General features: G+C 73.1%; 28 protein-coding genes and 1 tRNA gene. 13 read left to right on the forward strand and 16 right to left on the reverse strand.

Annotated features, from left to right (window positions below; all coding sequences use genetic code 11):
* Nucleotides 1–60: 60 nt before the first annotated feature.
* The gene (gene pip, locus AC5L3X_RS11460; protein ID WP_494856873.1) at nt 61–1,026 is read right to left on the reverse strand and encodes a prolyl aminopeptidase; all 966 of its coding nucleotides are present in this window, start codon (nt 1,024–1,026) and stop codon (nt 61–63) included.
* A gap of 149 nt (nt 1,027–1,175) precedes the next feature.
* Here pip and AC5L3X_RS11465 point away from each other — a divergent pair, with 149 nt between their 5' ends.
* Nucleotides 1,176–2,006 (forward strand): thiamine pyrophosphate-dependent enzyme, encoded by an 831-nt coding sequence (locus tag AC5L3X_RS11465; RefSeq protein WP_494856874.1) that lies wholly within the window; start codon nt 1,176–1,178, stop codon nt 2,004–2,006.
* A gap of 94 nt (nt 2,007–2,100) precedes the next feature.
* Here AC5L3X_RS11465 and AC5L3X_RS11470 read toward each other — a convergent pair whose 3' ends face one another.
* The 3 genes from AC5L3X_RS11470 to AC5L3X_RS11480 form a co-directional block, all read right to left on the reverse strand.
* Nucleotides 2,101–2,583: a universal stress protein gene (locus AC5L3X_RS11470; RefSeq protein WP_494856875.1), complete on the reverse strand. Its 483-nt coding sequence runs from the start codon at nt 2,581–2,583 to the stop codon at nt 2,101–2,103.
* A gap of 95 nt (nt 2,584–2,678) precedes the next feature.
* Nucleotides 2,679–2,897 carry a PLD nuclease N-terminal domain-containing protein gene (locus tag AC5L3X_RS11475; RefSeq protein ID WP_189123863.1) on the reverse strand — a complete coding sequence of 73 codons (219 nt, stop codon included), beginning with the start codon at nt 2,895–2,897 and terminating at the stop codon, nt 2,679–2,681.
* A 29-nt stretch (nt 2,898–2,926) separates the two neighbouring features.
* Nucleotides 2,927–3,787 (reverse strand): universal stress protein, encoded by an 861-nt coding sequence (locus tag AC5L3X_RS11480; protein WP_494856876.1) that lies wholly within the window; start codon nt 3,785–3,787, stop codon nt 2,927–2,929.
* A 125-nt stretch (nt 3,788–3,912) separates the two neighbouring features.
* Here AC5L3X_RS11480 and AC5L3X_RS11485 point away from each other — a divergent pair, with 125 nt between their 5' ends.
* Nucleotides 3,913–4,203, forward strand: coding sequence for a hypothetical protein (locus AC5L3X_RS11485; RefSeq protein WP_189123861.1), 291 nt, complete (start codon nt 3,913–3,915; stop codon nt 4,201–4,203).
* Nucleotides 4,204–4,260: 57 nt separating this feature from the next.
* Here AC5L3X_RS11485 and AC5L3X_RS11490 read toward each other — a convergent pair whose 3' ends face one another.
* Both AC5L3X_RS11490 and AC5L3X_RS11495 read right to left on the reverse strand, forming a co-directional pair.
* Nucleotides 4,261–6,543 carry a heavy metal translocating P-type ATPase gene (locus tag AC5L3X_RS11490; RefSeq protein ID WP_494856878.1) on the reverse strand — a complete coding sequence of 761 codons (2,283 nt, stop codon included), beginning with the start codon at nt 6,541–6,543 and terminating at the stop codon, nt 4,261–4,263.
* 121 nt (nt 6,544–6,664) lie between these two features.
* The gene (locus tag AC5L3X_RS11495) at nt 6,665–7,516 is read right to left on the reverse strand and encodes a universal stress protein (protein WP_494856879.1); all 852 of its coding nucleotides are present in this window, start codon (nt 7,514–7,516) and stop codon (nt 6,665–6,667) included.
* A 183-nt stretch (nt 7,517–7,699) separates the two neighbouring features.
* On the opposite strand from AC5L3X_RS11495, the gene AC5L3X_RS11500 reads away from it, so the two are divergent.
* On the forward strand, nt 7,700–8,359 hold the full coding sequence (locus AC5L3X_RS11500; protein WP_189123859.1) for an SRPBCC family protein: 660 nt from the start codon (nt 7,700–7,702) through the stop codon (nt 8,357–8,359).
* Here AC5L3X_RS11500 and AC5L3X_RS11505 read toward each other — a convergent pair.
* On the reverse strand, nt 8,340–9,182 hold the full coding sequence (locus AC5L3X_RS11505; RefSeq protein WP_494856881.1) for an adenylate kinase family protein: 843 nt from the start codon (nt 9,180–9,182) through the stop codon (nt 8,340–8,342). The genes AC5L3X_RS11500 and AC5L3X_RS11505 overlap by 20 nt on opposite strands.
* Before the next feature lie 133 nt (nt 9,183–9,315).
* On the opposite strand from AC5L3X_RS11505, the gene AC5L3X_RS11510 reads away from it, so the two are divergent.
* Together AC5L3X_RS11510 and AC5L3X_RS11515 are read left to right on the forward strand one after the other, a co-directional pair.
* Nucleotides 9,316–10,149: a hypothetical protein gene (locus tag AC5L3X_RS11510; RefSeq protein ID WP_494856883.1), complete on the forward strand. Its 834-nt coding sequence runs from the start codon at nt 9,316–9,318 to the stop codon at nt 10,147–10,149.
* Nucleotides 10,150–10,289: 140 nt separating this feature from the next.
* Nucleotides 10,290–10,460 (forward strand): hypothetical protein, encoded by a 171-nt coding sequence (locus AC5L3X_RS11515; RefSeq protein ID WP_225262594.1) that lies wholly within the window; start codon nt 10,290–10,292, stop codon nt 10,458–10,460.
* A gap of 124 nt (nt 10,461–10,584) precedes the next feature.
* Here the strand turns inward: AC5L3X_RS11515 and AC5L3X_RS11520 are convergent, their stop codons facing one another.
* Genes AC5L3X_RS11520 through AC5L3X_RS11530 form a run of 3 tightly spaced genes read right to left on the reverse strand, consistent with a single transcriptional unit; the run spans nt 10,585 to nt 13,198 of the window.
* On the reverse strand, nt 10,585–11,598 hold the full coding sequence (locus tag AC5L3X_RS11520) for an NAD(P)/FAD-dependent oxidoreductase (RefSeq protein WP_494856884.1): 1,014 nt from the start codon (nt 11,596–11,598) through the stop codon (nt 10,585–10,587).
* Nucleotides 11,595–12,119 carry an isoprenylcysteine carboxyl methyltransferase family protein gene (locus AC5L3X_RS11525; RefSeq protein WP_494856885.1) on the reverse strand — a complete coding sequence of 175 codons (525 nt, stop codon included), beginning with the start codon at nt 12,117–12,119 and terminating at the stop codon, nt 11,595–11,597. The genes AC5L3X_RS11520 and AC5L3X_RS11525 overlap by 4 nt, the downstream gene beginning before the upstream one ends.
* Nucleotides 12,120–12,124: 5 nt before the next feature.
* A complete protein-coding gene (locus AC5L3X_RS11530; protein WP_494856887.1) occupies nt 12,125–13,198 on the reverse strand; it encodes a type III polyketide synthase in 1,074 nt (357 codons plus the stop codon).
* 117 nt (nt 13,199–13,315) lie between these two features.
* On the opposite strand from AC5L3X_RS11530, the gene AC5L3X_RS11535 reads away from it, so the two are divergent.
* The gene (locus AC5L3X_RS11535) at nt 13,316–14,164 is read left to right on the forward strand and encodes a UbiA family prenyltransferase (RefSeq protein WP_494856888.1); all 849 of its coding nucleotides are present in this window, start codon (nt 13,316–13,318) and stop codon (nt 14,162–14,164) included.
* A gap of 50 nt (nt 14,165–14,214) precedes the next feature.
* Here AC5L3X_RS11535 and AC5L3X_RS11540 read toward each other — a convergent pair whose 3' ends face one another.
* The gene (locus tag AC5L3X_RS11540) at nt 14,215–15,357 is read right to left on the reverse strand and encodes an NAD(P)/FAD-dependent oxidoreductase (RefSeq protein ID WP_494856890.1); all 1,143 of its coding nucleotides are present in this window, start codon (nt 15,355–15,357) and stop codon (nt 14,215–14,217) included.
* A 134-nt stretch (nt 15,358–15,491) separates the two neighbouring features.
* Here AC5L3X_RS11540 and AC5L3X_RS11545 point away from each other — a divergent pair, with 134 nt between their 5' ends.
* The 7 genes from AC5L3X_RS11545 (at nt 15,492) to rraA (ending at nt 22,191) form a co-directional block, all read left to right on the forward strand.
* Nucleotides 15,492–16,523 carry a glycosyltransferase family 4 protein gene (locus tag AC5L3X_RS11545; RefSeq protein WP_494856891.1) on the forward strand — a complete coding sequence of 344 codons (1,032 nt, stop codon included), beginning with the start codon at nt 15,492–15,494 and terminating at the stop codon, nt 16,521–16,523.
* A gap of 158 nt (nt 16,524–16,681) precedes the next feature.
* Nucleotides 16,682–17,821: a glycosyltransferase gene (locus AC5L3X_RS11550; RefSeq protein WP_494856893.1), complete on the forward strand. Its 1,140-nt coding sequence runs from the start codon at nt 16,682–16,684 to the stop codon at nt 17,819–17,821.
* Nucleotides 17,818–18,822, forward strand: coding sequence for a glycosyltransferase (locus AC5L3X_RS11555; RefSeq protein WP_494856894.1), 1,005 nt, complete (start codon nt 17,818–17,820; stop codon nt 18,820–18,822). The genes AC5L3X_RS11550 and AC5L3X_RS11555 overlap by 4 nt, the downstream gene beginning before the upstream one ends.
* Complete coding sequence (locus AC5L3X_RS11560) at nt 18,819–20,291, forward strand: glycoside hydrolase family 130 protein (protein ID WP_494856895.1); 1,473 nt, start codon at nt 18,819–18,821, stop codon at nt 20,289–20,291. The genes AC5L3X_RS11555 and AC5L3X_RS11560 overlap by 4 nt, the downstream gene beginning before the upstream one ends.
* Before the next feature lie 219 nt (nt 20,292–20,510).
* A complete protein-coding gene (locus tag AC5L3X_RS11565) occupies nt 20,511–21,050 on the forward strand; it encodes a DUF5994 family protein (RefSeq protein ID WP_494856896.1) in 540 nt (179 codons plus the stop codon).
* Between the two features lie 158 nt (nt 21,051–21,208).
* Nucleotides 21,209–21,532, forward strand: a complete 324-nt coding sequence (locus AC5L3X_RS11570; RefSeq protein WP_494856897.1) for an STAS domain-containing protein — start codon at nt 21,209–21,211, stop codon at nt 21,530–21,532.
* A 188-nt stretch (nt 21,533–21,720) separates the two neighbouring features.
* Entirely contained in the window at nt 21,721–22,191 is a 471-nt protein-coding gene (gene rraA, locus AC5L3X_RS11575) for a ribonuclease E activity regulator RraA (RefSeq protein ID WP_494856898.1), read from the forward strand.
* 29 nt (nt 22,192–22,220) lie between these two features.
* On the opposite strand, the gene AC5L3X_RS11580 is transcribed toward rraA, so the two are convergent.
* From AC5L3X_RS11580 to AC5L3X_RS11600, 5 genes are all read right to left on the reverse strand, one after another.
* Complete coding sequence (locus tag AC5L3X_RS11580) at nt 22,221–22,691, reverse strand: VOC family protein (RefSeq protein WP_494856899.1); 471 nt, start codon at nt 22,689–22,691, stop codon at nt 22,221–22,223.
* Nucleotides 22,692–22,803: 112 nt separating this feature from the next.
* Nucleotides 22,804–22,897: transfer RNA gene (locus tag AC5L3X_RS11585), tRNA-Sec, on the reverse strand.
* A 90-nt stretch (nt 22,898–22,987) separates the two neighbouring features.
* The gene (locus AC5L3X_RS11590; RefSeq protein WP_494856900.1) at nt 22,988–23,320 is read right to left on the reverse strand and encodes a hypothetical protein; all 333 of its coding nucleotides are present in this window, start codon (nt 23,318–23,320) and stop codon (nt 22,988–22,990) included.
* On the reverse strand, nt 23,317–23,844 hold the full coding sequence (locus AC5L3X_RS11595; RefSeq protein ID WP_494856901.1) for a hypothetical protein: 528 nt from the start codon (nt 23,842–23,844) through the stop codon (nt 23,317–23,319). Before AC5L3X_RS11595 ends, AC5L3X_RS11590 begins: the two co-directional genes overlap by 4 nt.
* Nucleotides 23,844–24,359 carry a DUF5666 domain-containing protein gene (locus AC5L3X_RS11600; RefSeq protein WP_494856902.1) on the reverse strand — a complete coding sequence of 172 codons (516 nt, stop codon included), beginning with the start codon at nt 24,357–24,359 and terminating at the stop codon, nt 23,844–23,846. Before AC5L3X_RS11600 ends, AC5L3X_RS11595 begins: the two co-directional genes overlap by 1 nt.
* Nucleotides 24,360–24,439 lie beyond the last annotated feature (80 nt).

Raw genomic sequence — 24,439 nt, forward strand, 5'->3', positions numbered from 1 at the left:
GTCCAGGTCTGTCCGGATTTGCCCGGAACTCACCCCGTCAAGGGGTGGGGGTGAACCTGGTCATCCGGCGGCCCGGCCCAGGCCGGCGAAGCCGTCCAGGGCGGCGGGGACCGCCTTGCGCATCGTGTCGCTGCCGGTGTGACCGGAGTCGTCCACCACCACGAGCCGTGCGTCTGGCCAGGCCTCGGCCAGCTCCCAGGCGTTCTCCAGCGGACAGCCCAGGTCGAAGCGTCCGTGGATGAGCACCGCCGGGATGCCGGCCAGCCGGTGCGCGTCGCGCAGCAGGACGCCTTCGTCCAGCCACGCGGCGTTGGAGAAGTAGTGGCTGCAGATGCGGACGAAGGCGAGGAGCGCGGCGGACGGCCGGTCGCTGTAGGCGCCCGGCTTGCCGTTGGCCTCCAGCGAGATCACCGCGTCCTCCCACGCCATCCAGTCGTGGGCGGCCTTGGCCCGCACGTCGGGGTCGGGGTCGGACATGAGCCGCGCGTAGGCGGCGAGCAGGTCGCCGTCGCGCTCCGCCTCGGGGACCCCGTCGCGAAAGCGCCGCCACTCCTCGGGGAAGAACCGGCCCACGCCGCGATAGAGCCAGTCGATCTCGGAGCGGCGGGTCATGGTGACGGCACAGATGACCATCTCCGACACCCGTTCGGGATGGGCCTCGGCGTAGGCCAGCATCAGCGTCGAACCCCATGAGCCGCCGTAGAGCAACCACCGGTCCACGCCGAGGTGCTCGCGCAGCCGTTCCATGTCGGCGACCAGGTGGTGGGTGGTGTTGGTGGTCAGATCGACGGCCGGGTCACTGGCGTGGGGCAGGCTCCGGCCGCAGTTGCGCTGGTCGAACTGGATGATGCGGTAGCGCTCGGGGTCGAAGCCGCGCCGCTGGCCCGGCGTGCAGCCCGACCCGGGACCGCCGTGGACGACCAGCGCGGGCTTGCCCTCGGGGTTGCCGCTGACCTCCCAGTAGACGAGATGACCGTCGCCGGTGTCGAGGTGTCCGTGGTCGTAGGGCTCAATCGGGGGATACATCGCTCCACCCTAGAACGACGGACCTATGGGGCCGGACACGTCCAATGTCCAGAACGACGGACCAAGGGGGCCGGACAAGTCCCATGTTCCCTCAAGTGAAGGACTTTGGTCCCTGTCGCCGGAGCCCCGCCATGGCCGACCGTGTGGGGATGCCACTCGATTCACCCGCTCCAGCGTCGCTGGAGCGGGATTTACTGCGCCGGATGCTCCGGATCCGGCGCTTCGCGGAGCGTTGCGCGGATCTGCTGCCTCCGTACGCCGGCGGGGAAGCCGTGGCCGTCGGCGTCTGCCAGGCGCTCACCCCGGACGACGCGATCGTCTGCACCCACCACGAGTACGGCCCGGCCCTGGCCCGGGGTGTGCCGGCCCGGGAGATCGTGGCGACGCTGCGCCACGCCGCCCGAGTCCCTCTCGGACACGACGGCCTTCCCCACGTCTCCGACGCCGGTCGCCGCTTCCACGGGGGCGGCCTGCCCGTGGCCGTCGGCCTGGCGATCGCCGACCAGCTCCTCGACCGCCGCCGGGTGACGGCCTGCTTCTTCGGCGACTGCGCCCCGGCCGACGCCGAATGGCTCGCCCTGGCCGCGCAGTGGAGGCTTCCCATGCTCTTCGTACGGGAGAGCGACGACGCGCGGCGCCCCTCCCCGGCGCGAGGCGTGCGGCCCGGCCTCGTGTCCTGGCCGGGCGGCCTGACGGCCCGGACGGTCGACGGGGTGGACGTGTGGGCGGTGATCTCGGCGGCCGAGCAGGAGTGCGCGTCCCTGCGCGCCGGCTCCGGCCCTCGCTTCCTGGATCTTCGCACCGCCCCCGCCTCCCCGGCCTTCGCCCCCGGCCCGGACGGGGGCGATCCGCTCGCCCGGATCGCGCCGGCCCCCGCGGACCTGGCCGCGCTGGAGCGGGAGATCGCCCAGGAGCTGGACGAGGCGCTCACCTCATGGCAGGAGCCGCAGGCCGACCCGCTGCCGAGCGTCCGGGCCTGACCGGCCCCGCGCCTCGGACGGCCCCCCCTCCCGGGCTTGCCCCGCGGCGCTCGACCACCGCTCCCGGGCTTGCCCCGCGGCGCTCGATCGCCTGTCAGGCCGAGCCGACGAGCGTCACCTCCGGCAGCCGGGAGACGACGGCCGGCACCGGAGGCACCACGACCACCGGGCACGGCGGCCGGCGCAGGCACGCCAGCAGCACCGGGCCGAGGTGCCCGTCTCCAGCCTGGTTCGCGGCCGAGCCGAGCACGAGCAGTTCGGCTCCCTCGGCGCCGCCCGCCAGCACGACCTCCGGCCGTCCCCTGACGAGCTCGGGGCGTACGGACAGGCCGGGACGCGCGTCGTGGACCGCCGCGACCGCGCGGTCGAGAGCGGCGGACGCGCGCGACCGCTGGAAGGACAGGTCACGATGCCAGGTGTAGCGCGCGTAGGGCGCGTGGTGCTCGGCCGGCGCGCCCCACGCGTGGACGATCACCAGCTCGGCCTGGCGGCGGACCGCCTCGTCGGCCGCCCACACGAGCGCGGTCTCGGACTGCGGAGTGCCGTCGGTGCCGACGACGATGCGACGAAGCCTCATGCCCGTATGGTCGCGCGCGGCGGAAGGGGGCCGGTAGGGCCGTTGCTCCCCCGCGCCCAGGACTTTCGTCAGTCCTGCGCGGCGATCGCGGGAGGTCACTCTGCTGAGGGCCGTCTCCTCCCCCAGAACAGGTAGGCGACCGGACCCACCGGCTGAACGAAGATGGCGGGCCACCACAGCTCCTTCCGCCCCCGGACCTGGTCCCGGGGACGGAACCACAGATCGACGACGGCGGTCGCGGTGAGCGCGATCTCGGTGGAGATCAGCGTCAGCATGACGAACTGCCGTTCCTTGGACATCTCATTCCACCGCATGTCCTGCTCCCTTCGTCCGTTCCCTGTGCCTATTCCTCGCGGAGCCGGCCCTCGTGCGCCTGCACGCGGGGCCGTACGACGGCCACCGGGCAGTGCACGTGGTGCAGGACACCGTGGCTGACCGAGCCGAGCACCGCCGAGGCGAAGCCGCCCCGCCCGCGCGTGCCGACCACCACCAGGTCGGCGGACTCCGCGGCCTTCGTCAGAGCGGCCACCGGGTGCTCGCCCACCTCCTCGTCGAGGATCCGGACGTCAGGGTTCCGCTCCCGCCAGGGCACCACCCGCTCGCGGGCGGCCCGTACCTCCTCCTGGTACGCCTCCTCCAGCAGGCTGCCGTACGCGGCGGCGTACGGCGAGAACAGCGGCAGCCGCCAGCCGTAGACGACCAGGAGCTCGGCGTCGCGGGCGCGAGCCTGCTCGACGGCGTAGGCCATGGCGGCGCGGGAGGGCTCCGACCCGTCGTAGCCCACGACGATCCGGCCGTGCCGGCCGCCCGTGGCCGAACGCACCACCACCACGGGCCCTTCGCCGTGCGCGGCGACGCCCATGCCGACCGACCCGAGCACCATCCCGGCGAACCCGCCGAGCCCCCGGCTGCCGAGCACCACCGAATCGGCCGCCACCGATTCGCCGATCAGCGCGTCGACCGCGTTCCCGGTCAGGATCTCGGTGCTCAGCTCGACGTCCGGGGCCATCTCGCGCGCCCGGTCCTGGGCGCCCTCCAGCATCCCGGCGCAGTACTGGGTGCCGCCCAGGCCGCGCGCCCACTTCTCGCAGACGTGCACGAGCCGCAGGGCCTTGCCACGCCGCCGGGCGTCGCCGGCCGCCCATTCCACCGCCGCTGCCGCCGACGCGGACCCGTCCACGCCGACCACGATCCGTCCAGTCATGACAACCTCCTCACCTTGAGCCTTGCCAGGTGAACGACCCGGCACGCGGGGACGAAGTCACCGATTCGCGGGCCATTGGTCCTCAACCGCCCCGTTCCAGGTGCGGGAATGGCAGGATCAGCCGGATGAGCCACTTCACAGGCGCCCAGCCGGCGCTCCGGCGCACCCCGCTCAGCGCGGAGGAGAAGAATCGGGGCGAGGCCAACTTCGCCCCCCTGGTCGCCCAGCAGCTCCTCGACAACGGACGCTTCAGGGTGAGTGCTGACACGCCGGAGCTGGTGGAGCTGTTCCAGAGGGTCGCCCGCAGGGTGAGTGACGCGCTCGGACGGTCCGTGGTCAGCTACACCAACGGCAGATACATGGTGATCACCTTCGGGGAGCAGGAGGCCGCCCGGCCTCTCCCGTCACAGCCGTAGGTCTGCCGTCCCGACAGGGTGCCGCGGCCGGAGAGCGCATCCCGTGGGCGCTCGTCGCTAGGCCGGCTCGCCGCCGGTGAGCGAGAAGTAGGCCTCCTCCTCCTGCGCGAAGTGCAGGGTCAGCACCGCGTGCAGCCCGTACAGGCAGGCGCGCAGGTCGTCGAGCTGCTCGGGGATCGGCCCGTGGTCGCGGGCGAGACGCAGGTGGGCGCCCAGCCGGTTGGTCAGCCGGATGATCTCCGCGTGGGCCCTGCTCATGGTGACCGTCGCCTCCGGGTCTCCGAGCAGCCTGCTCAGCGCCGGATACAGGCGGGTGTCCTCCTCCTGCTCGTGCGGGAGGACCTCCTCGGTGAGGAGCCGGTAGGCGCGCTGGAGCATGGCCAGGGACTCCGGCCCCGGCCGGTCGAGCGCGTCGGCCGTCTCGCGCAGCAGGTCGAGCACGGGCCGCAGGCCGGCGTGTTCCTGGTCGAAGCGCTGCAGCAGCTCGCCGGTGGCCTCGTCCACCCGCAACCGCGTGCCCTGCACGGGACGCAGGGCGCGCAGCGCGTTGACGATGACCGCGACGTCGATGCCCTCCTGCAGGAAGGCGCCCGCGACCGGCGGCAGGTAGCCGAAGGCGGCCACGACCATGGCGGCGAGCGACATGCCGATGCCGACGCCGGCGCTCTGCACGGCGATGCGGCGGGTGCGGCGGGCCACGTCCATCGCGTCGGCCAGCCGGTCGAGCCGGTCGGCGGTCAGCACCACGTCGGCCGCCTGCGCCGACGCCGCCGACCCTCGGGCTCCCATGGCCACGCCGACCTGGGCGGCGGCCAGCGCGGGGGCGTCGTTGATCCCGTCGCCCACCATCACGGTCACCGCCCGCTCGGCCTCCTCGCGTACCCCCACCACCTTCTCGGCGGGGCTGCGCTCGGCCAGCACGCGATCGATGCCGAGGATCCCCGCGACGCTCTCGGCGACCTCCGCGCGATCCCCCGTGAGCATGACCACGCGCTCGATGCCGGCCGTCCGCAGCCTGCGCAGCGTCCGGGCCGCGTCGGCGCGCACCGCGTCACGCAGCAGGATCACCCCGGCGACGTCATCGTCGACGCACACCCAGACGGTCATCGCGCTGTCCAGGGCCGCCCTGGCCCGCGCGGCGGCCATCCAGGGCGTGGAGAGGCCGGGCGGAGCCTTGCCGACGCTCACCTTGCGCCCGTCGACCACCCCGGTCGTGCCGACCCCGGCCCGCTCGCGCACCTCCCTGGCCGCGGGCAGCTCGACACCGCGCCGGCGGGCCGCGCGCACGATGGCCGCCGCCAGCACGTGTGACGACATCTGGTCGACCGCCGCCGCCAGCCCCAGCACGTCCGCCGACGTGTACTCCCCGGCGGCCACCGCGTCGACCACCTCGGGCCGTCCCTCGGTCAGGGTGCCCGTCTTGTCCAGTACGAGGGTGCGGGCCCGGCCGAGGGTCTCCAGCGCCGCTCCGCCCTTGACCACGACGCCGTGACGGGCCGTTCGTGACATTCCGGAGGCGATCGCGGCGGGCGCGGCCAGCAGCAGCGGGCAGGGCGTGGCCACCACCAGCACGGCCACCGCCCGCACCGGCTCACCCGACAGCGCCCAGGCCAGGCCGGCGATCAGCAGCGTGGCCGGCAGGAACCAGGCGGCGAACCGGTCGGCCAGCCGCACCACCGGCGCGGTGCCGGCCTCGGTCTCGCGAGCCAGCCTGACCACTCCCGTGTAGGTGCTCTCCTCGACCGTGCCGGTCGCCCGCAGGTCGAACGCGTGGCCGGCGTTGACGACGCCGCTGCGCACGCTCTGCCCCTCGCCGTACTCCACCGGGAGCGACTCGCCCGTCAGCGCCGACTCGTCCAGGACCGCCGTGGCCCGTTCGACCACGCCGTCCACCGGCACCAGCTCGCCCGGCGGCACCAGCAGCAGGTCGCCGCGGCGTACCTCTCCCACGGGCACCACGTGCGGGCCGCCGTCCCCGTAGCGGTGCGCCGAGCGGGGCGCGCGCTCGTACAGCGCGGTGAGGTCGCGACCGGCCCGCCGCATCGCGTAGTCCTCCAGCGCGCGGCCGGTCGCCAGCATCACCGCGATCACCGCGCCGGCCGCGTACTGCTGTACGGCCAGCGTCCCGACCAGTGCCAGCACCGCGATCGCGTCCACGCCGAGCTGTCTCGCGCGGAGCGCGGAGATCACCCACCACGCGGCGGGCGGCACCGCCACGACGGTGCCCGCCATCCAGCAGGCGTCCCCGGCCTCCGGGTGGCCGGCCAGGTGCAGCACGGCTCCGGCCACCAGAGCCGCGATGGTCCCTCCGAGAAAGGCCGTCAGCCAGAAGTGCTTCACTCTCTCCCCCTGCCCCTCAGTCCGGAAGACACCCAAGGACTCTGATGCCCGTGACCAGGGACGATCGCCATCCCCGCCGACATCGGCCGTCCACGGATCGCGGCCGGGCCCGCTTCGGCCGTCAGGTGCGGTGGACGACGGCGACCGGGCACGGCGCGTGCTGGATCATGGCCTGGCTGATCGAGCCGAGCAGCAGGCCGCGCACTCCGCCTACCCCGCGCGACCCGGCGAGCCCACGCGGCCCGACCACGAGCAGGCTCGCCTTCTCCGCCGCCGCCGTCAGCGCCTCGCGGGCGGGCTCGTTGACCAGCTCGACCTCGGCCTCCAGGCCGGGATGGTCGCGCTTCAGCAGCACCAGCTCGTCCCTTGCCCGGTCGTCGGCGCGGGCCCGCTGATCCTCCTGGCCGGCCTCCTCGCCACGGTCACGGCGGGCGACGACCACCCGCAGCCCCACCTCCCGCAGATGCGCCTGGTGCGCGGCGAACCGCAGGGCGCCCATCGCCGCCGGTGACCCGTCGAAGCCCACGACCACGTCGCGGGCCGGATCCACCTCGCCGCGCACGACGATCACGGGGCAGGCCACGCGGGTGGCGACCTGGGTGCTGACCGATCCCGCCAGCAGGCCGGCTAAGCCGCGGTAGCCACGGCTGCCGACCACGACCAGGTCGGCCGTACGGGACAGGTCGATCAGCAGGGCGGCCGCCGCGCCGCGTTCGAGCACGGTGTTGACCGGCACCCCGGGGTGATGGCGCCGGGCCCAAGCGGCGGCCAGGTCGAGCAGGCGCGCGGCGGGGCGGCGGGCCAGTTCAAACGGCACGACCTCGCCCGGCCACTCGTGGTAGGGCCACTCCCAGGCGTGGCACACGGTGAGGGGCAGTTTCCTGGCCTCGGCTTCGGCGGCGGCCCAGCGCAGGGCCCGCCTGCTCGACGGCGAGCGGTCGACCCCGATCACGACTCCCAGCTCTTCTCGCATGACGATCGCCTCCCTGCCCCTTACGATCGGGCGCCGCGAGGACGGCGGTCAGGGTCGTCCCTCCTCACCGGGAGGGACTTTCGTCCCGGCGCCGCGCGGGCGGACCGGAATAGGACCAAAGGCCGACGCGACCTGGACCTTCGGCACTGCCGTCCGCCCGCCCGCGGGTGATGACATAGGGGCATGGAGAGTCGTGACATACGCGGATGGCCACGAGTGGCGCTCGCCGGAGCGGCGTCGCTGGCCGCGTACCTGCTGTTCGTCCGCCCGAGGTTGCTGCGCTGGGGAGCCACCCGCGACGAGGTTCGCCGGCCGTTCCCGGGAGACGCCATCGTGCCCCAGCCGCACATCCGGGCGACCCGCGCCATCACGATCGACGCGCCGCCCGAGGCCGTCTGGCCGTGGCTGGCGCAGATGGGCGACTCTCCCCGGGCCGGTTGGTACGGCTACGACCTCGCCGACGACGGCGGCCCGAGCGCCGACCGGATCATCCCCGGGCTGCAGCGGCTCAAGGTGGGCGACCTGCTGCCGACCGGCAGCGGCACCGGCTACCTGGTCGAGCAGGTGGAGCCCGGCCGGGCGATCGTGCTGGCCGTCCACGCCTTCCACGTCACCGAGACGTGGGCGATCGTCCTGGCGGGCGAGGGCTCACGCACCCGGCTGCTGTTCCGGCACCGGGTGCTGTGCCGGCCGGGTGTGCTCGGGCTGGTCTATCTGCTGCTGTCGCACGCGGGCAACTTCCTCAACGTCCGGAAGCAGCTCACCACGATCAAGGCCCTGGCCGAGCGGACACCGTGGCCGCTCACACAGGGGAGCGAGCCCGTCAGTCTCCCGGCGCCCTGACCCCACCCGTCGTCCCGGAGCCGTCACGCGTCCCGGAGCCGGCCGAGGTCTCGGAGCCGGCCGAGGTCTCGGAGCCGGCCGGGGTCTCGGAGCCGGCCGGGGTCTCGGAGCCGTCGGGCGCCTTGGCACGCGATGGTGTCGCGGAGTCCGGCGATGTCAGCGGCTCGTCCGGTGTGCCGGGGTCGTACGGGGGGAGGCCGAAGCGGGCGCGGATCATCCGCTGGATGGTGATCTTGTCCGCGCGGGCGTCGATCGTCATGACGTACTCCTTGCGGCGGAACAGCTCCACGACCGGGTCGATCTTGTCGTGGTATTCGCGCAACCGCCTGGTCAGCGCCTCGGGAGTGTCGTCGGCGCGGGTGACGAGCTCGCCGCCGCAGACGTCGCAGACGCCCTCGGTCTCGGGACGGTCCGCGATCAGGTTGTAGTCCATGCCGCAGCGCGAGCACAGCCGCCGGGCGAGGACCCTGCGCCGTACCTCCTCGTCGGGCAGTTCGAGGTAGATCACGCCGTCGATGTCGTAGCTCTCCAGGAAGAACTCCGCCTGGCCCCGGCTGCGCGGGAAGCCGTCGATGACGAACCCGTAGTTCCAGTCGTGCTGCTGTAGCCGGTCCCGGACGACCTTCTCGACCAGGTCGTCTCCCACGAGCTCGCCGGCGGCCACGAGGCGGCGGACCTGCGCGCCGAGCTTGGTGTGGTGCTTCACGTGCCAGCGGAAGATGTCGCCGACGCTGATGTGCACGAGGTCGAGATCGCCGGCGAGCAGCGTGCTCTGCGTGCCCTTGCCGCTCCCCTGCACGCCCATGATCACATATTTCCGCATGTTCCACCCTCCACTGATCTCATCACCCTCCCACGTACCTTGCCGTGCTTCAGGAACGCAGGCCGCTCGCGTAACGCCAACCAACGCGTGTCCCGGCGCGTCCATCTGTGGTCACCCTTTCCAAGGAGCCGCCATGTCGCTCGGCCACGGTCCTCCCTCAGGCGGCGGGCATCCTCCCCTGGGCCCTCCCCCACCCGGCCACGGCTATCCACAGCCGCCCGGAGGCAGGCGCACCGGGGTGAAGGTCGCGATCGGCATCGTGAGCGCGTTCCTCTTCCTGGCGGTCGTCGCCGCGATCACCCGCGCGAGCGACGGCGGCCCGGCCGCGCGCGACACGCTTCCCCTTGTTTCGCAGCCGGGACACGGCCCGGTCCAGCCGGCCACCGAGACGCCCACGCGCGCTCCGGCGGCGGAGCGGATCTCGCCTCCCCCGGAGGCGGACATGCGCACCTACAGCGGCGCCGGCGACGACCTCGTCCTGCTCCAGACCACCGAGGTCATGTTCCTCGCCTCGCTCACCCACCAGGGCACGTCCCCCTTCATCGTGCGCCCCCTCGTCCGCAACGGCCCCGAGCAGCCGCCGATCGTGCACGCCGTCGGCGGCTACCAGGGCACGGTCCTCGTGAACGGGCACGACGGGAAGGTGCTGCACGGCTTCGCGATCAAGGCCGACGGCGCCTGGACGCTCGCCCTCAAGCCGGTCACGCTGGCCCGCGCGTGGACGGGCGGCCCGGTGTCCGGCCGGGGCGACGAGGTGCTGACGCTGTCGCCCGCGAGCTCCGGCCCCACCACGGTCAGGATCGAACACGCGGGCAGCGGCAACGTCACCGTCCACGCCTACGGGGACGGCTCACGCGGCATCCTGGTGCACGAGATCGGGACGTACCACGGCGAAGTACCGCTGCCGGCCGGGACCTCTCTGGTAACGATCACAACCGACGGCACCTGGACCCTCACCAGGACGTGACCACCGCGAGGATCGCCGCCGTGCCGGTGACCGGGGGGCGGAGTTCGACTCACGGGTCCGAGGGGCGCATACTGATACCAGTGAAGCCCAGAAAAGCCGCGGCCCGGCGCCCTCTGCCCGGAAGTCCCTTCAACGTCCCTGTGGTCCCTCCGCCACCGGTCGAGCAGTTCGTGCTGCAGGACCGGGTCAGTCACGACAAGTACGGTCTCGGCCTGGTCATCGGGGTCGAGGAGGATGTCGCCGTGCTCGTAGACTTCGGCGCCGAGACACACCGCATCATCGCCCCCTACAACAAGCTGTTCAGGCTCTGAGACCTCGGGTTCCCCGTGGCCGGCGGCCACTGAGCGACGGCGCTCCCAGCCGTGCGCGGCCGTGCCCGGCCCGGCGGCCATCACCGCGTGCCCGGTCGACGGACACGCACGCCCGGAAACTCCCTCAGGCGAGAGCGCGCACCACGGTCGTGAAGAGTCCCGGCAGGCGTTGCGCGGCGGGCACGACGAGGCGGGCCGTCGCCGGCCGGTGGGCTGCCCGCACCAGCGCGCCGGTGAGCACCCGGTGCGCCAGCGACAGCCGGCGCCAGGCCCCTTCGTAGTCCTGTGGCCGGTCCCGCTGGAGGCAGCCCACCAGGGCGCGGGCGCACTGCACCGCCAGTGAGATCCCCTCCCCGGTGAGCGCGTCGGTGTAGCCGGCGGCGTCGCCGACCAGCAGCACGCGCCCGGCGACCCGGGCCCGCACGCGCTGGCGCAGCGGCCCGGCGCCGCGCACGGCGGTCGCGGGCGCGCCGTCGAGGCGGGCGAGCAGGCTCGGGAAGCCGCCGAGGTGCTCCTGGTAGTCGCAGCGCCGCGCGCTGAGGATCGCCACGCCGACGAGCTCGTCGCCCACCGGCGTCACGTACGCCTCGCCGCGGCCCGACCAGTGCACCTCGACGAAGTCGGTCCACGGCGCCAGCCGGTAGTGCCTGCGCAGGCCGTACCTGCGGGGGCCGCGATCGGGCAGGCCGAGACCCAGCGAGCGGCGCAGCGGCGAGTGCAGGCCATCGGCCGCGACGAGCCAGCGGGCCCGCAGCCCGGCGGCCTCCACCCAGGCGCCGCCCTGGTGGGCTGCGGCGATCCGGCCGGTGACCGTCTCGACGCCCAGCTCCGCCGCCCGCCTCGCCAGCGCCGCGTGCAGCGCGGTGCGCCGCACGCCCATGCCCGTCTCGTGACGGAAGGCGGCCCGCGCCTGGTGCCGGCCGTCGAGGTAGTGGATGCCGCGCAGAGGCACCCCTGGCGCCTGTACGCCCATCGCCACCAGGGCGGCCACCCCACCGGGCATCAGGCCCTCGCCGCAGGCCTTGTCCACCGGCGCGGGGCGGGGCTCGACCACCACCGCCCGCATCCCGGCCAGCGCGGCGTGGATCGCGGTCGCCAGCCCGGCGGGTCCGCCCCCGGCGACGAGGACGTCGATCACGACCCGGCTCCCGCCGCGGCGAGGGCGGTGTTCTCGCACCTGACGCGGATGGTCAGCAGCACCGCGTTGAGCACGGTGAACACGACCGCGGTGACCCACGCGGTGTGCACCAGGGGTAGCGCGAACCCCTCCACGACCACCGCGACGTAGTTGGGATGGCGCAGCCAGCCGTGGCGGTAGGGGCCCCCGGTCACCAGCGGCAGGCCGGGCACCACGATGACCTGGGTGTTCCAGCGCCGGCCGAGCGTGGCGACGCACCACCAGCGCAGCGCCTGGGCCGCCACGACCAGGGCCAGCATCGGCCAGCCGAGCGCCGGCAGGAAGGGCCGGTCGGCCAGCGCGACCTCCAGCGGGGCGCCGGCCAGCAGGCCGGTGTGCAACACCACCATCCACGGATAGTGGCCCTGACCGCTGACGACGCCGCCGCGTTCCAGGCTCCACCGGGCGTTGCGCCGGGCGATGACCAGTTCGGCGAGGCGTTCCAGCCCGATGAGCAGAATGAGGACCAGATACCAGGACATGCCGGTCACCAGCGCAGCAGGACGAGTTCGGAGCAGAAGCCGGGGCCCATCGCGACCAGCAGGCCGTACGTCCCGGGCTCGGGTGGCCGGAGCGCGAGCGTGTCGCCCAGCACGTGGAGCACCGAGGCCGACGACAGGTTGCCGTTGGCGGCCAGCGAACGCCAGGTCAGGTCGAGCGCCCCCGCCGGCAGCGCGAGCGTCTCGGCCACGGCCTCCAGGACCTTCGGTCCGCCCGGATGGCACACCCAGGCGGTGATGTCCCGGGCCGTCAGGCCGTGGTCGGCGAGGAAGCCGTGCACGTCGTCGGCCAGGTGGCGCCGGACGACGTCGGGCACGCTCGCGTCGAGCAGCACGCCGAACCCGGTGTCGCGCACCTGCCATCCCATGACGTGCCCGGAGCCGGGATACAGGTGGCTGCGGGTGGCGAGCACGGTGCCGCCCGGCCCCGCCGCCGGCCCCGCCCCCGGCCGCCTGCCTTCGCCGCAGGCGACCACGGCGGCCGCTCCGTCGCCGAAGAGCGCGCTCGCCACCAGGTTGGCCGGTGAGACGTCGCCGCGCTGCACGGTGAGGGAGCACAGCTCGACCGACAGCAGCACGGCCACGTGGTCGGGCCAGCCGCGCAGGTAGTCGTAGAGCCGGGCGATGCCCGCGGCCCCCGCGACGCAGCCCAGCCCGAAGACGGGCACCCGTTTGACGTCGGGCCGCAGCCCCAGCCGCTCGACCAGCCGGGCGTCCACCGAGGGGGCGGCGATGCCGGTGACCGAGGTGAACATGATCATGTCCACGTCGGCCGGGGTCAGCCCGGCGGCCTCCACCGCGGCGGTCACGCACTCGGCGCCGAGGTCGACGGCGGTCGAGATGAAGGCGTCGTTGGCCGCGCCGAAACCGTCGAGCTTGTCGTACTGCTCGATCGGCAGCGCGAGGTTGCGGAACTCCACCTGTGCGCTCCGATGCAGGCGGTCGAGGAGGCGGCGATCGGCGCCCTCAGGCAGGCACAGCCGCGCCGCCATGTCGGTGAGCTCGGCCTGAGGGTAACGGTTCGGGGGAAAAGTAGTGCGAACGGCTGTAATACGTGTCATCTAGCCTCTCCCCGGCACGTGGCGCCGAACGGTTCCGACCTCCGGGACGCTTCCCGCCCCAGCACTGGCTAAGCCACCTGCGGGTGGGAATGGCCGCCGGGATCTACGATCGTGGCTGTGGCGGACAGGGCGTCGAGCCTCCTTCAGACGGTCGGCGGGCTCGCGCGCGCCTGCCATCCCGGCCCCACCCTCGCGGTCACCGCCCTGGTCACGGCGCTGGCGATGGCCGTCGGGCGTGACGCGGGCGGGGTCGCGCTGGTCGCCGCGGCCGTCCTCACCGGCCAGCTGTCGGTCGGCTGGTGCAACGACGCGGTCGACGCCGGGCTCGACACGACGGCCGCGCGGACCGGCAAACCGGTCGTGGCCGGCGCGGTGAGCGCGCGGACCGTGTGGATCGCCGCCGTCGCCGCCCTGATCGCCTGCGTGCCGCTCTCCCTGGCGTCCGGTCCGGCCGCGGGGCTCGTCCACCTCGCCGGTGTGGGCGCCGCCTGGGCCTACGACCTCGGGCTCAAGGCCACCGTCCTGTCGTGGGTCCCGTACGCGGTGGGGTTCGGGTCGCTTCCGGCCTTCGTGACGCTCGGCCTGCCGGAGCGGCCGTGGCCGGCGTGGTGGTCGGTCCTGGCCGCGGCCCTGCTCGGGTGCGGCGCCCACCTGGCCAACACGCTCCCGGACATCCCCTCCGACCTGGCCGCCGGGGTGCGCGGCTGGCCGCAGCGGCTCGGCCCGGTGCGGGCCCGGCTGCTGGCCCCGCTCCCGCTGCTGGCCGCGTCGTTCCTGCTCGTCCTCGCCCCACCCAGTGGTCCCGGCACGGCGGGGTGGCTCGCCCTGGCCGCCGCCGCTGCTCTGTCCGGCGCCGGGCTGCTGCTGCACGGCCGCTTCCCGCGAGCCCCCTTCGCCGCGGCCATCGCCGTGGCCGCGGTGGACGTCGCCCTCCTGCTGGGCAACGGCGCCGCCCTCACCTCCTGACGACACCGGACGCCCGCCTGACGACACCCGGACCGACCGCCGACGGACGGTCAGGTGAACGCGTCGCGGAGCCAGCGGCGGCCTACTGCCAGGGCGATCGGAAGGGGCACGAGTCCCGCGCCGAGGCCCACGTCGACGAGCACGTCGAACATCTCCTCGCGGTGCGCGGCCGTGCCGATGGCGGCGTCGATGAAACCGGGCGACTGGGCGAGCCGGGCGAGCACGTCGGTGGTGCGCAGATGGCTCCCGAGGGCCGCTCGCAGCTTGCGCAGGTAGGCAGGCAGCGGGTCGTCGGCCGCCTGGACGGCCGCCTCGCCGGCGAGCCGGCCCGACAGCAGGGCGTAGTAAATGCCTTCGCCGGTGAGCGGGTTGATGAGGCTCGCGGCGTCGCCGGCCAGCATCACCCGCCCGGCCCCGGCCTTCGGCCGGCCGGACGACAGCGGCAGGTGGTGGGCGCGCAGGTCGCGGGCGGGCTGGTCGGGCAGCAGGCGGGCGAGCCGCCCGTGCAGCACCTCCCGGCCCGGCAGCCCCGTGGCGTGCAGCCGGGGCAGGAGCATCCCGAAGCCGACGTTGGCGGTGCCGTCGCCGATGGGAAACGACCAGGCGTAGGCCGGCCAGCCCTCCTTCTGCATGGCGATGAGCTGCACGTCGTCGGATCCGGCGACGTCGGAGTAGCCGCGTACGGCGATGGCGGTGTGCCGGTCGGGAGAGGCCGGCAACCCGATGAGGCGGCGCACGGCCGAGTTGGCCCCGTCGGCGGCGACCACGACGCGGGCCGTCAGGCAGCCGTCGATCACGACGTGCGGGCCGCTCTCCGCGAGCGCGCGGACGCGGTGACGGCGCACCTCGACGCCCCGGGCCCGGGCGGCCTCGACGAGGCGGGCGTCGAACACCATTCTCGGGACCACGTGGTTGGGCCGCGCCGCCGTGGCCGACACCCGCGTGCCGCCGGGGGCGACGACCGTGAGGCGGGAGGTGGGCCGGTAGTCGTCGAGCAGACCGGGCAGGCCGAGCAGGGCCAGCTCGTCACGGCCGTGGGCCGCGATGCCGTCGCCGCAGGCCTTGTCACGGGGGAAGTCGGCCTTGTCGAGCAGGAGGATCCGCCCGTCCGGCCGGAGTTGCGCCGCGCGCAGGGCCGCCGCCGCCCCGGCCGGCCCGCCGCCCACCACCACCAGGTCCCAGACGTCGTTCACATCCGGACTCTGCCCGGCAGGCGCCCCCGGAACCGTGGCCGCCCGGCCCGTGTAGTGTCCGAACATGGCCGGCACACCAGGAGGTGCGCGATGAGCCGTACGAAAGACCCCGGACCGTTCCGGAATCCCGCTTCGTGAAGGTGGCACTGCTGGGGCCGGTCGCCTGGCGGACCCCTCCTCGCCACTACGGCCCCTGGGAGCAGGTCACGAGCCTGCTGGCCGAGGGGCTGGTCGCCCGGGGGATCGACGTGACACTGTTCGCCACCCTCGACTCGATCACCTCCGGATCGCTCGACGGCGTGTGCCCGCACGGTTACGCCGACGACCCGTCCCTCGATGGCCGGGTGTGGGAGGCGATGCACGTCGCCCACGCGCTGAGCCGGTCGGGTGAGTTCGATCTCGTCCACAGCCATCTCGACTGGCTGCCCCTGGCTTTCGCCGGCCACTGCCGAGCCCCGCTGCTCACCACGGTTCACGGGTTCTCCGGAGCGGGGATCCTGCCGGCCTACGCGCGGGCCGGGTCCGCCTACGTGTCCATCTCCGACGCCGACCGCGCCCCGGAGCTCGACTACGTCGCCACGGTGCATCACGGCGTCGACCTGGCGTCCCTGCCCTTCGACCCCGTCGGCGGGCGCCGGCTCGTGGTCTTCGGCCGGATCCATCCCGACAAGGGGACCCACACCGCGATCGAGATCGCACGACGGGCCGGGCTACCCCTGACGATCTGCGGGATCGTCCAGGATGAGCGCTACTTCGATGAGCAGGTCGCGCCGCACGTCGACGGCGGGCAGGTCGTGTTCCTCGGTTCGGTGGGGCCGGAGCGGCGTGGCGAGATCCTCGGTGACGCCCTCGCCCTGCTGCATCCCATCACGTTCGACGAACCGTTCGGCCTGTCGGTGGTGGAGTCGATGGCCTGCGGCACGCCCGTCATCGCCTACCGGCGCGGTTCCATGGCCGAGGTCGTGGATCCCGGTGTGACGGGCTTTCTGACGGATTCCCTCGACGAAGCGGTCTCCGCGGTGGCGCGCATCGCCACGATCGACCGGGCGGGCTGCCGGGCCCAGGCCGAGCGCAGGTTCGGCGTCGACCGGATGGTGACCGACTATCTCCGGATCTACCACGCCATATTGGCGAGACAGGAGCCTGATACCGTTCAGGTGATATAGGCCCTGCCGTCGGCAACGGGTCGCTACGCCGGGCCCGCACGAGGGCGGCCCCGGTGCCAGGCTCAGGTCCATCCGCGCACACGCTGCCTGATGGACGTCTTCACCGCGTGAGGCCGCACCGCGTTTCCGGGGCGGCCGAATACCGGAAGGCATGACTGTTGGCCTGCACATACGGCTTTCTCAGCACCCATCCGCCGACCCAGTGCGGACTCGCCACCTTCAACTCCGCCCTGGCCGCCCACCTCACCAGGGCAGGCACGTCCGGCGGCATCGTCCGGGTCGCCGCGGAAGGCGATGACCTACGACCTCTTCCCGAGGTCGTGCACACGTGGGCTCCCGGCGGGCCCGGCGGCTGGCAGGCCGCCGCCTCCGCCCTCGGCGTCTTCGACGTGGCCATCGTCCAGCACGAATACGGCATCTACCCCGGCGCGGACGGCCGTGACGTCCTGCCGCTGATCCGCAGCCTGACCGTGCCCGTCATCGTGGTCCTGCACACCGTCCTGACCGAGCCCACCGCGGCGCAGAGAGCGCTGCTCGAACAGATCGTGGCCGCCGCGGACGCGATCGTGACCATGACCGGAACCGCCCGCGACCGGCTGCTGGCCGGCTACCACGTCGACGCCGGCAAGGTGTCCGTCATCCCGCACGGCGCGCCCGACCACACGCGAGTCCGGGCGCGGCGGCGCCTCCGGCCGCACCTGCTCACCTGGGGACTACTCGGCCCCGGCAAGGGCATCGAGTGGGCGTTGCGGGCGCTCGCTCTCCTGACGGACCTCACACCGCCTCCTGCCTACACCGTTGCCGGGAAGACCCACCCCAAGGTGCTGGAACTCCAGGGGGAGGCCTACCGCGACAGCCTGTTCGAGATCAGCGAACGACTCGGCATCTCCGGCGCCGTACGGTTCGACCCCCTCTACCGGGACGAGGCCTCACTGCGGCGGCTGGTCCGCTCGGCCGACATCGTCGTACTCCCCTACGACTCACCTGAGCAGGTCACCTCCGGCGTGCTGATCGAGGCCGTGGCCGCCGGCGTGCCGGTCGTCGCCACCTCCTTCCCGCACGCCGTGGAACTGCTCTCCGGCGGGCCGGGGCTGCTCGTCCCGCATGGCGATCCCGTCGCGCTGGCCGCCGCCATCCGCCGCGTCATCACCGAGCCCGGCCTGGCCGGGGAACTCGCCGCCCGGACCCACGCGCTGGTCCCGGCGCTGTTGTGGCCGGCGGTCGCGACCCGTTATCACGCCCTGGCCAGGTCCCTCCTCGCCGTACGCCCCGTCGCCGTGGCGGCGGCGCTGCCATGAACGGCGCTCTACCCGGCTTCGGGCACCTGATCCGGCTGAGCGACGACACCGGCCTGTACGAACACGCCCGGCACGCCGTCGTACGCCGTGAGCACGGTTACTGCACCGACGACGTCGCGCGCGGGCTCGTCGTCACCAGCCGGGAGCCGGCCCCGGCCCCCCGAGTGCGACGGCTGGCCGAGTGCTATCTGGCCTTCCTCACCCACGCCCAGGACGGCTCCGGCGGGTTCCGCAACCGGCTCGGCTTCGATCGGCGCTGGAGCGACCGGCCCGGCGTCGGCGACTGGTGGGGACGAGCGCTGTGGGGGCTGGGCACCGCGGCGGCCCGCGGCTGCGCCCCCTGGATCCGGGCGGAGGCTCGGCTCGCCTTCGCCCTCGGCGCCGCGCAGCGGTCACCGCATCCGCGTTCCATGGCGTTCGCGGGGCTCGGCGCCGCCGAGATCCTGCGCGTCCATCCGGACGACAGCGTGGCCGCCGCCCTGCTGACGGACGCCGCCCGGATGATCGGCACTCCCGCGGAGGACCCCGGCTGGCCGTGGCCGCAGCCGTACCTGACCTATGCCAACGCCGCCCTGGCCGAGGTGCTCATCGCCGCCGGGCACCTGGGCGGCGACCGGCAGTCGCTCACCGGCGGCCTGCGGATGCTCGACTGGCTGTGCGACGTCCAGACGAGGGACGGCCGGCTCACGGTCGTCCCCGTCGCCGGCTGGCGGCGGGGCGCGCCGCGCGAACGCTACGACCAGCAGCCGATCGAGGTCGCCGCGCTCGCCGACGCCTGCGCCACCGCGGCGGCCGTCACCGGCGACCCGCTCTGGCAGGAGCGTCTGCGGCGGCCGGTGGCCTGGTTCCAGGGCGCGAACGACGCCGGCGCGCCGATGTGGGACGCGGCGACCGGAGGCGGGTACGACGGGCTGACCGCGCACGGTCCCAACCTCAACCAGGGGGCGGAGTCGACCATCGCGCTGATCTCCACCATGCAGCACGTCTCGTGGCAGTCATGACCGGCCGGGACCTGGCGACACGGCTCGGCCCGACACTCGCTCCCGACGCACGAAGAGTGATCATCAAGCTGTTCGTCCCCGGCGAGGACGCCGCCCTGACCCGTAGCCGGGCGGCCGCCCTGATCGATCGCATCGGCCTCCTCGGCCCTGACGAGACCACCGGCATGCTCCAGGACACGCTGCGGCGATTCGCCGGGCGGCACCACGATCTCGAAGCCACCTTCGCTCACCACTATGACCTGGTCCGGCACCGGGTCCGGCGCCACGTCGACCTCCCGCTCCCGGCTCGGCTGCTCGTCGGCGCCTACTTCAGTCACGAGTACGCCGTGGAGGGCGCCGCGCTGTGCAATCCCTCCATGGCGCCTCACCCCGACCAGTCCGGCCTGGACACCGGACAGCTCCGTGTGGTGGTCAGCCTCCGGCAGATCGGCGAGGGCCACCTGTCCTCCATCGGCTTCGCCACGGCACTGCTCGGGCCCGGCTCCGACCTCACCGTCGTCGACCGCTCGGGACCGTTGACCGTCGGACGCCGGCTCGGCACCCACCACCGGCGCGATCTGTTCGCCGCCGGGCTCACCGACGAGGGCTGCGACAACGAGGTCTCCGCCACCGTGCTCAACTCCCTGCCCGAGCACTTCGACGACGACGACTTCGAACACGCGGTCGCCGGTCTTCCCACCGATCTGCTCACCCGCACCACCACGCACCGGACTCTGGAGGAGCTGCGCCGCGCGACGCGCTCCGCCTACGCCGTCACCTTCCCCGCCGACGTGCCCCTCCACCGGCGGGTGCTCTGGCCGGCCACGGCGGCCGAGAGCAACGGCATGGAGGACGCCCGGTTCGTATGGGCGCACAACGAAGACGGCCTGCCGTCGTACCGCGCCACCTACACCGCCTACGACGGGCGGCGCATCCGCTCACACCTGCTCGCCAGCGACGACCTCCGCCGGTTCGAGATCACACCGCTGCACGGTCCCGCCGCCGCCAACAAGGGCATGGCGCTGTTCCCGCGTCCTGTGGGCGGGCGAATCCTCGCGTTGTGCCGCTCCGACGGCGAGACCATCGGCCTGGCCGCCTTCGACCGGCACAGCAGGTGGCAACCGGTCGCGCCTCTCCGCATCCCCCGCCGAAGCTGGGAGCTGACGCAGACCGGCAACTGCGGGTCCCCGATCGAGACCCGGTTCGGCTGGCTCGTGCTGACCCATGGGGTGGGTCCCATGCGCGCGTACGCGATCGGAGCGCTGCTTCTCGACCTGCATCAGCCGCACCGCGTCATCGCCGAACTCCCCCGCCCGCTTCTCACCTTCGACGACACCGAACGCGAAGGTTACGTGCCCAACGTCGTCTACTCCTGCGGGGGCCTGCCGCACGCCGGCGCTCTGTGGCTGCCGTACGGGGCGAGCGACACCCGCGTCGGGTTCGCCCGCGTGGCACTCGGCACCCTCATCAAGGCGATGGAACGTCCGTGAAGGTGGATGACCTGGCCTTCGAAGCCCCGCCGGTCCAGCCTGGCGCTCCAGCCAACGGCGGGCCGCCGCTCCGCGGGGTACACTCAAGGGACCGAGGACATTCCGTACGTTGGCATTCAGGTTGGCGTCGCCCGCGGCGATACACCGCTTTGGACCCTTTCGAGGGTCTGGACAGGCCAGGCGATCATGACGCCAACGATCCTTTCGCATCTCAAGCCGATGAGCGCCGTCGCCACCGCGATTCCCACGACCGACTCCATGGTCCGCGTCAGCCTCGATCCCGTCCTCGGACGCAGGAGCATGGTGGACGGGGCCTGGTGGCCCTACTCTCGTGACGCCACCGCCGAACTTCCCGGCCTGATCTCCGCCGTCGACCAGCGACTCGGCCGCACCACGCTGCGCGTCGGCCTGCACCTCGACTCGTGGGACCACATCCCTCGCCGCGTCCCGGCACGAGGCCGCCAGGTCAGGGTCGGCTGGTTCCGCGTCGGCGACCCCCGCGTGATCACGCTGATCCTCGCGGGCACCGAGTACATCACGCTGCTGGTCATCCCACCGGACGCGCCGAACGGTTCGGCCGCGCTCGAACTCGCGGCCGGCGGCACGCCCCGCCTCCATCCGGCCGACATCCTCGACACCGCCCACCGCCCGGTGATGACGGGCGCCGACACGCCGGACGAGAACGATCCGTCCGGCTGGGAGAACGAGGGCGGGCACCTCGCGGGCCGTACGGCCCCTCTTCGGACCCCGACCACCTGACCACCCGCCGCCCGGCAGGGGCCCATCCGCCACCGACGCCCGGCCTGCATGGCCGGGTCCGGGCACCCGGCCACCTCTTCTTCTCTCACGCCGCTTCGCGGCGGATTCGCCTTCCTCTCCAGGGCTGAAGCCCGGGGGTCTCCAGCAAAGGAAATCCGATGGCCATGCTCGAAACCGTACCCGCCGGCAGAGCCGGCCTCTCGGCCCCGACCATCGTCCACCTGTCCGGCGAGATCGACATCCTCACCAGCAAGGCGCTTCGCATCCAGTTGCTGGACGCGCTCCGCTCCTGCACGAACACGCTGATCATCGACCTGTCCCAGGTGTCCTTCTGTGACGCCTCCGGCCTGACCATCCTGATCGGCATCCAGAACCGCGCCAGAGCCATGGGCATCGTCCTCGCCCTGACCGAGCCCCGCCCGTACATGTCCAGGCTGCTGCACATCACCGGCCTGAACCGCAGCTTCGCGATGGCGACCTGACCCGATGGCGACCTGACGCGGTCGTCGCCCCGGGTCACCCTCACCTACACCGGCGCGAACGGCCTGCGGCCCACGCCGCACGACCAACGTCAGCCGGCAGCGCTCCCTCCATGCCCGAGCCGCCCGCCTCACCCCCGACACCGGCCCCTAAGGTGGAGATCTCCCGCTCCGCCGAGGGAAGGCGCACCATGCACATCGTCACGGCCGACCTGTACGACGAGCGCGGCGACGAGCTCGGCTCCTGCGAGCTGCAACTACGCCAGTACGGCGGGCGGCGCGCCTTCCACGGCACGATCACGACCGTGCGCTGCCACGAGGACAACGCCCTGCTCAAGGCCGTGCTGTCCGAGCCCGGCCGGGGCCGGGTGCTGGTCGTGGACGGCGGCGGCTCCCTGCGCCGCGCGCTGGTCGGCGACGTCATCGCGGGCCTCGCCGTGACCGGCGGCTGGGCCGGGGTGGTCGTCAACGGCGCGGTCCGCGACGTCGCCGCCCTGCGGGAGCTGGACCTCGGCCTCAAGGCCCTCGGCTCCAACCCCCGCAAAGGCGGCAAGGAGGGCACCGGGGAGCGCGACGTCCCGGTTACCTTCGGCGGCGTCACCTTCGTGCCCGGCGCCGAGCTCTACAGCGACGACGACGGCATCCTGGTGACCCGCGTGTGAACCGTGATCAGGCCCTGGTCAGGCTCCGGTTATCCGGTGGCGTCGACGAGGCCCTGGATGTCGATCTTCCGCATGCCGAGCATCGCGTGCATGGCACGCTGGGCCTTGGCCGGATCGGGGTTGCCCAGCGCCTCCTGGAGCTGGCGCGGGATGATCTGCCAGGACAGCCCGTACCTGTCCTTCAGCCAGCCGCACTGCCCCTCCTCACCGCCGCCCTCGGTCAGCCTGTCCCACAGCTCATCGACCTCCTCCTGCGAGGAGCAGTCGACGTAGAGGGAGACGGCCTCGGTGAAGGTGTGCTGCGGGCCGCCGTTGAGCGCGATGAACCGCTGCCCCTCCAGCTCGAACGTGACGATCATGGCCGAGCCCTCGGGGCCGGGGCCGCCCTGGCCGTAGCGCTGGACCTCGACGATCCGTGAGTTCTTGAAGACCGAGGTGTAGAGCTCGGCGGCCTCCTCGGCCTGGGCGTCGAACCAGAGGTATGTGGTGATCTTCTGCATGTCGATCCTCCGTGTTGGTGAAACAGGGGCGTGCGCCCCGTCCTTCATCAACGCGTCGAACACCCGCCGGCCGGATCGACACCGTGTGCGGGATTTCTCTGTGGATTGCGAAGCGGAGGCGGACGGGAATCGAACCCGCCGCGCCGAGGTGCTCGGCGCCACCGATTTTGAAGACCGGGGGGGCCACCAGGCACCCGGACGCCTCCACCGACCAGCCTAGCGATCAAGCCTCCACCGCCGCGAATCCGCCATCCGTCAGGCGCGGCGGCCCCGTTCCCGCCGCGCCCGCCGGTCCGTCAGGTGCAGGGCCGCAGATTGACGCGGCAGATGCACAGTGCTCCGCTTCGCCAGTAGTCGCAGCAGTCGAAGCGGTACAGCGTGCTGCCGATGTAGGCGCAGCTCGTCCAGCACTGTTTGCCACCGCAGGTGGTGGCACTGCTGCAGCCGCTGCTGCAGCACGTCGTGGAGCTGCAGCAGGCGCAGGTCGGCGCGCCGGAGCAACCGTTCGGAGCCGCTTCCGCCCGGCCCGGGAACCACGCCTTGGTGGCCACGCCCACCAGGGTCGCCCCGGCGACGGCGAGGAACTTGCTCCTCGACAGCCGGGTCTTCCGTACGTGCTCGACGATCATGCTGGCGTCTCCTTCGCTACGACCGTTCTCTGTTCCCACAACACCTCGAGGGCGGCGGCGCTGTTGGCGTCGCCGCCCTGGGCCACGGCCACCATGAATCCGTCGCGCTGCAGGATGGCGCTCGGCCAGATGGCCATGGGCAGTTCCTGGTCCACGGCCGCGGCCTCTTCTCCACTGATGACCGTGATGTCCGGCGGAAGCAGGGCGACGAGCTCCGCGCCGGAGTCACCGACCACGCATGACACCACCTGGCGGTCCGAGAGCTTGCCAAGCTCGGCGGCCAGGCCCAGGCAGGTTCCACAGGTGCTCGACATGAAGACGATCAGGGTGTCCAGCCCCGGGTCGGGGATCAGTCCGACGAGCCGATCGGGCAGTTTCCTGCCGATGATCAGCTGGCTGGACGGATCGACCCCCCGCCCGGTGAGGCGCAGCCTGAGCTCCGCGATGCCCCGCAGGCAGGCCAGGAAGGCCACCGTGAGGACGACGCACGCCACCACCACGGCGACGGCGAGGACGCGATCCATCAAGCCCGCCCGGTCCGCCGCATGAAGTGGACGGTCAGGGCGCCGTCGACCCGGTTGTCGAAGCACTCCAGGGTGACCATGTCCCCGACCTTGAGGGGCTCGGCCAGCGGCTTGGCGGACGGCTCGCCCGCCATCCCCTCGTAGTGCACCGTTCGCGGGTCGAGCCGGCACGCCTGCCCCTCGACCGTGATCCGGTCGGCCGCGACAGCGGTGACGCGCCCGGTGACGTTGCGGTGCAGGGCCACCGCGACCTTCGTCCCGGGGCTGGTCTCGTCGAGCACGACGAGGTCACCGGGCCGGAGCGTCCAGCCGTACGGAAGCTCCTCGGCCTGGGCGGCGACGGGCTCCGCGGCCATGAGGCTCGCGGACCTCCCGTAGCCGCGGACGGTGACGTCCCGCCCGGAGCCGGTGACCAGGACGCCGAGCGGGGCGTCCGCCGGGGGCAGCGGCGAGTCGTCGGCCTTGTCGCGGAAGATCCCGCTGAACAGGGCGCGTCTGCTCGTTCCTTCCTCCATTACTGCTTCCTCTCTGCTGGTTGCGGGTGGCGGCACGACTTCGGTGGGTCACATTCGGTAGGTCACATTCGGTGGGTCAC

Source organism: Nonomuraea sp. CX421, from assembly GCF_059358955.1.

Coding starts and splice junctions, on each gene's coding strand:
- pip (WP_494856873.1), bottom strand. CDS start 1,026: ATGTATCCCCCGATTGAGCCCTACGACCACGGACACCTCGACACCGGC.
- AC5L3X_RS11465 (WP_494856874.1), top strand. CDS start 1,176: ATGCCACTCGATTCACCCGCTCCAGCGTCGCTGGAGCGGGATTTACTG.
- AC5L3X_RS11470 (WP_494856875.1), bottom strand. CDS start 2,583: ATGAGGCTTCGTCGCATCGTCGTCGGCACCGACGGCACTCCGCAGTCC.
- AC5L3X_RS11475 (WP_189123863.1), bottom strand. CDS start 2,897: ATGCGGTGGAATGAGATGTCCAAGGAACGGCAGTTCGTCATGCTGACG.
- AC5L3X_RS11480 (WP_494856876.1), bottom strand. CDS start 3,787: ATGACTGGACGGATCGTGGTCGGCGTGGACGGGTCCGCGTCGGCGGCA.
- AC5L3X_RS11485 (WP_189123861.1), top strand. CDS start 3,913: ATGAGCCACTTCACAGGCGCCCAGCCGGCGCTCCGGCGCACCCCGCTC.
- AC5L3X_RS11495 (WP_494856879.1), bottom strand. CDS start 7,516: ATGCGAGAAGAGCTGGGAGTCGTGATCGGGGTCGACCGCTCGCCGTCG.
- AC5L3X_RS11500 (WP_189123859.1), top strand. CDS start 7,700: ATGGAGAGTCGTGACATACGCGGATGGCCACGAGTGGCGCTCGCCGGA.
- AC5L3X_RS11505 (WP_494856881.1), bottom strand. CDS start 9,182: ATGCGGAAATATGTGATCATGGGCGTGCAGGGGAGCGGCAAGGGCACG.
- AC5L3X_RS11510 (WP_494856883.1), top strand. CDS start 9,316: ATGTCGCTCGGCCACGGTCCTCCCTCAGGCGGCGGGCATCCTCCCCTG.
- AC5L3X_RS11525 (WP_494856885.1), bottom strand. CDS start 12,119: ATGTCCTGGTATCTGGTCCTCATTCTGCTCATCGGGCTGGAACGCCTC.
- AC5L3X_RS11530 (WP_494856887.1), bottom strand. CDS start 13,198: ATGACACGTATTACAGCCGTTCGCACTACTTTTCCCCCGAACCGTTAC.
- AC5L3X_RS11555 (WP_494856894.1), top strand. CDS start 17,818: ATGAACGGCGCTCTACCCGGCTTCGGGCACCTGATCCGGCTGAGCGAC.
- AC5L3X_RS11560 (WP_494856895.1), top strand. CDS start 18,819: ATGACCGGCCGGGACCTGGCGACACGGCTCGGCCCGACACTCGCTCCC.
- AC5L3X_RS11565 (WP_494856896.1), top strand. CDS start 20,511: ATGAGCGCCGTCGCCACCGCGATTCCCACGACCGACTCCATGGTCCGC.
- AC5L3X_RS11570 (WP_494856897.1), top strand. CDS start 21,209: ATGGCCATGCTCGAAACCGTACCCGCCGGCAGAGCCGGCCTCTCGGCC.
- rraA (WP_494856898.1), top strand. CDS start 21,721: ATGCACATCGTCACGGCCGACCTGTACGACGAGCGCGGCGACGAGCTC.
- AC5L3X_RS11580 (WP_494856899.1), bottom strand. CDS start 22,691: ATGCAGAAGATCACCACATACCTCTGGTTCGACGCCCAGGCCGAGGAG.
- AC5L3X_RS11590 (WP_494856900.1), bottom strand. CDS start 23,320: ATGATCGTCGAGCACGTACGGAAGACCCGGCTGTCGAGGAGCAAGTTC.
- AC5L3X_RS11595 (WP_494856901.1), bottom strand. CDS start 23,844: ATGGATCGCGTCCTCGCCGTCGCCGTGGTGGTGGCGTGCGTCGTCCTC.
- AC5L3X_RS11600 (WP_494856902.1), bottom strand. CDS start 24,359: ATGGAGGAAGGAACGAGCAGACGCGCCCTGTTCAGCGGGATCTTCCGC.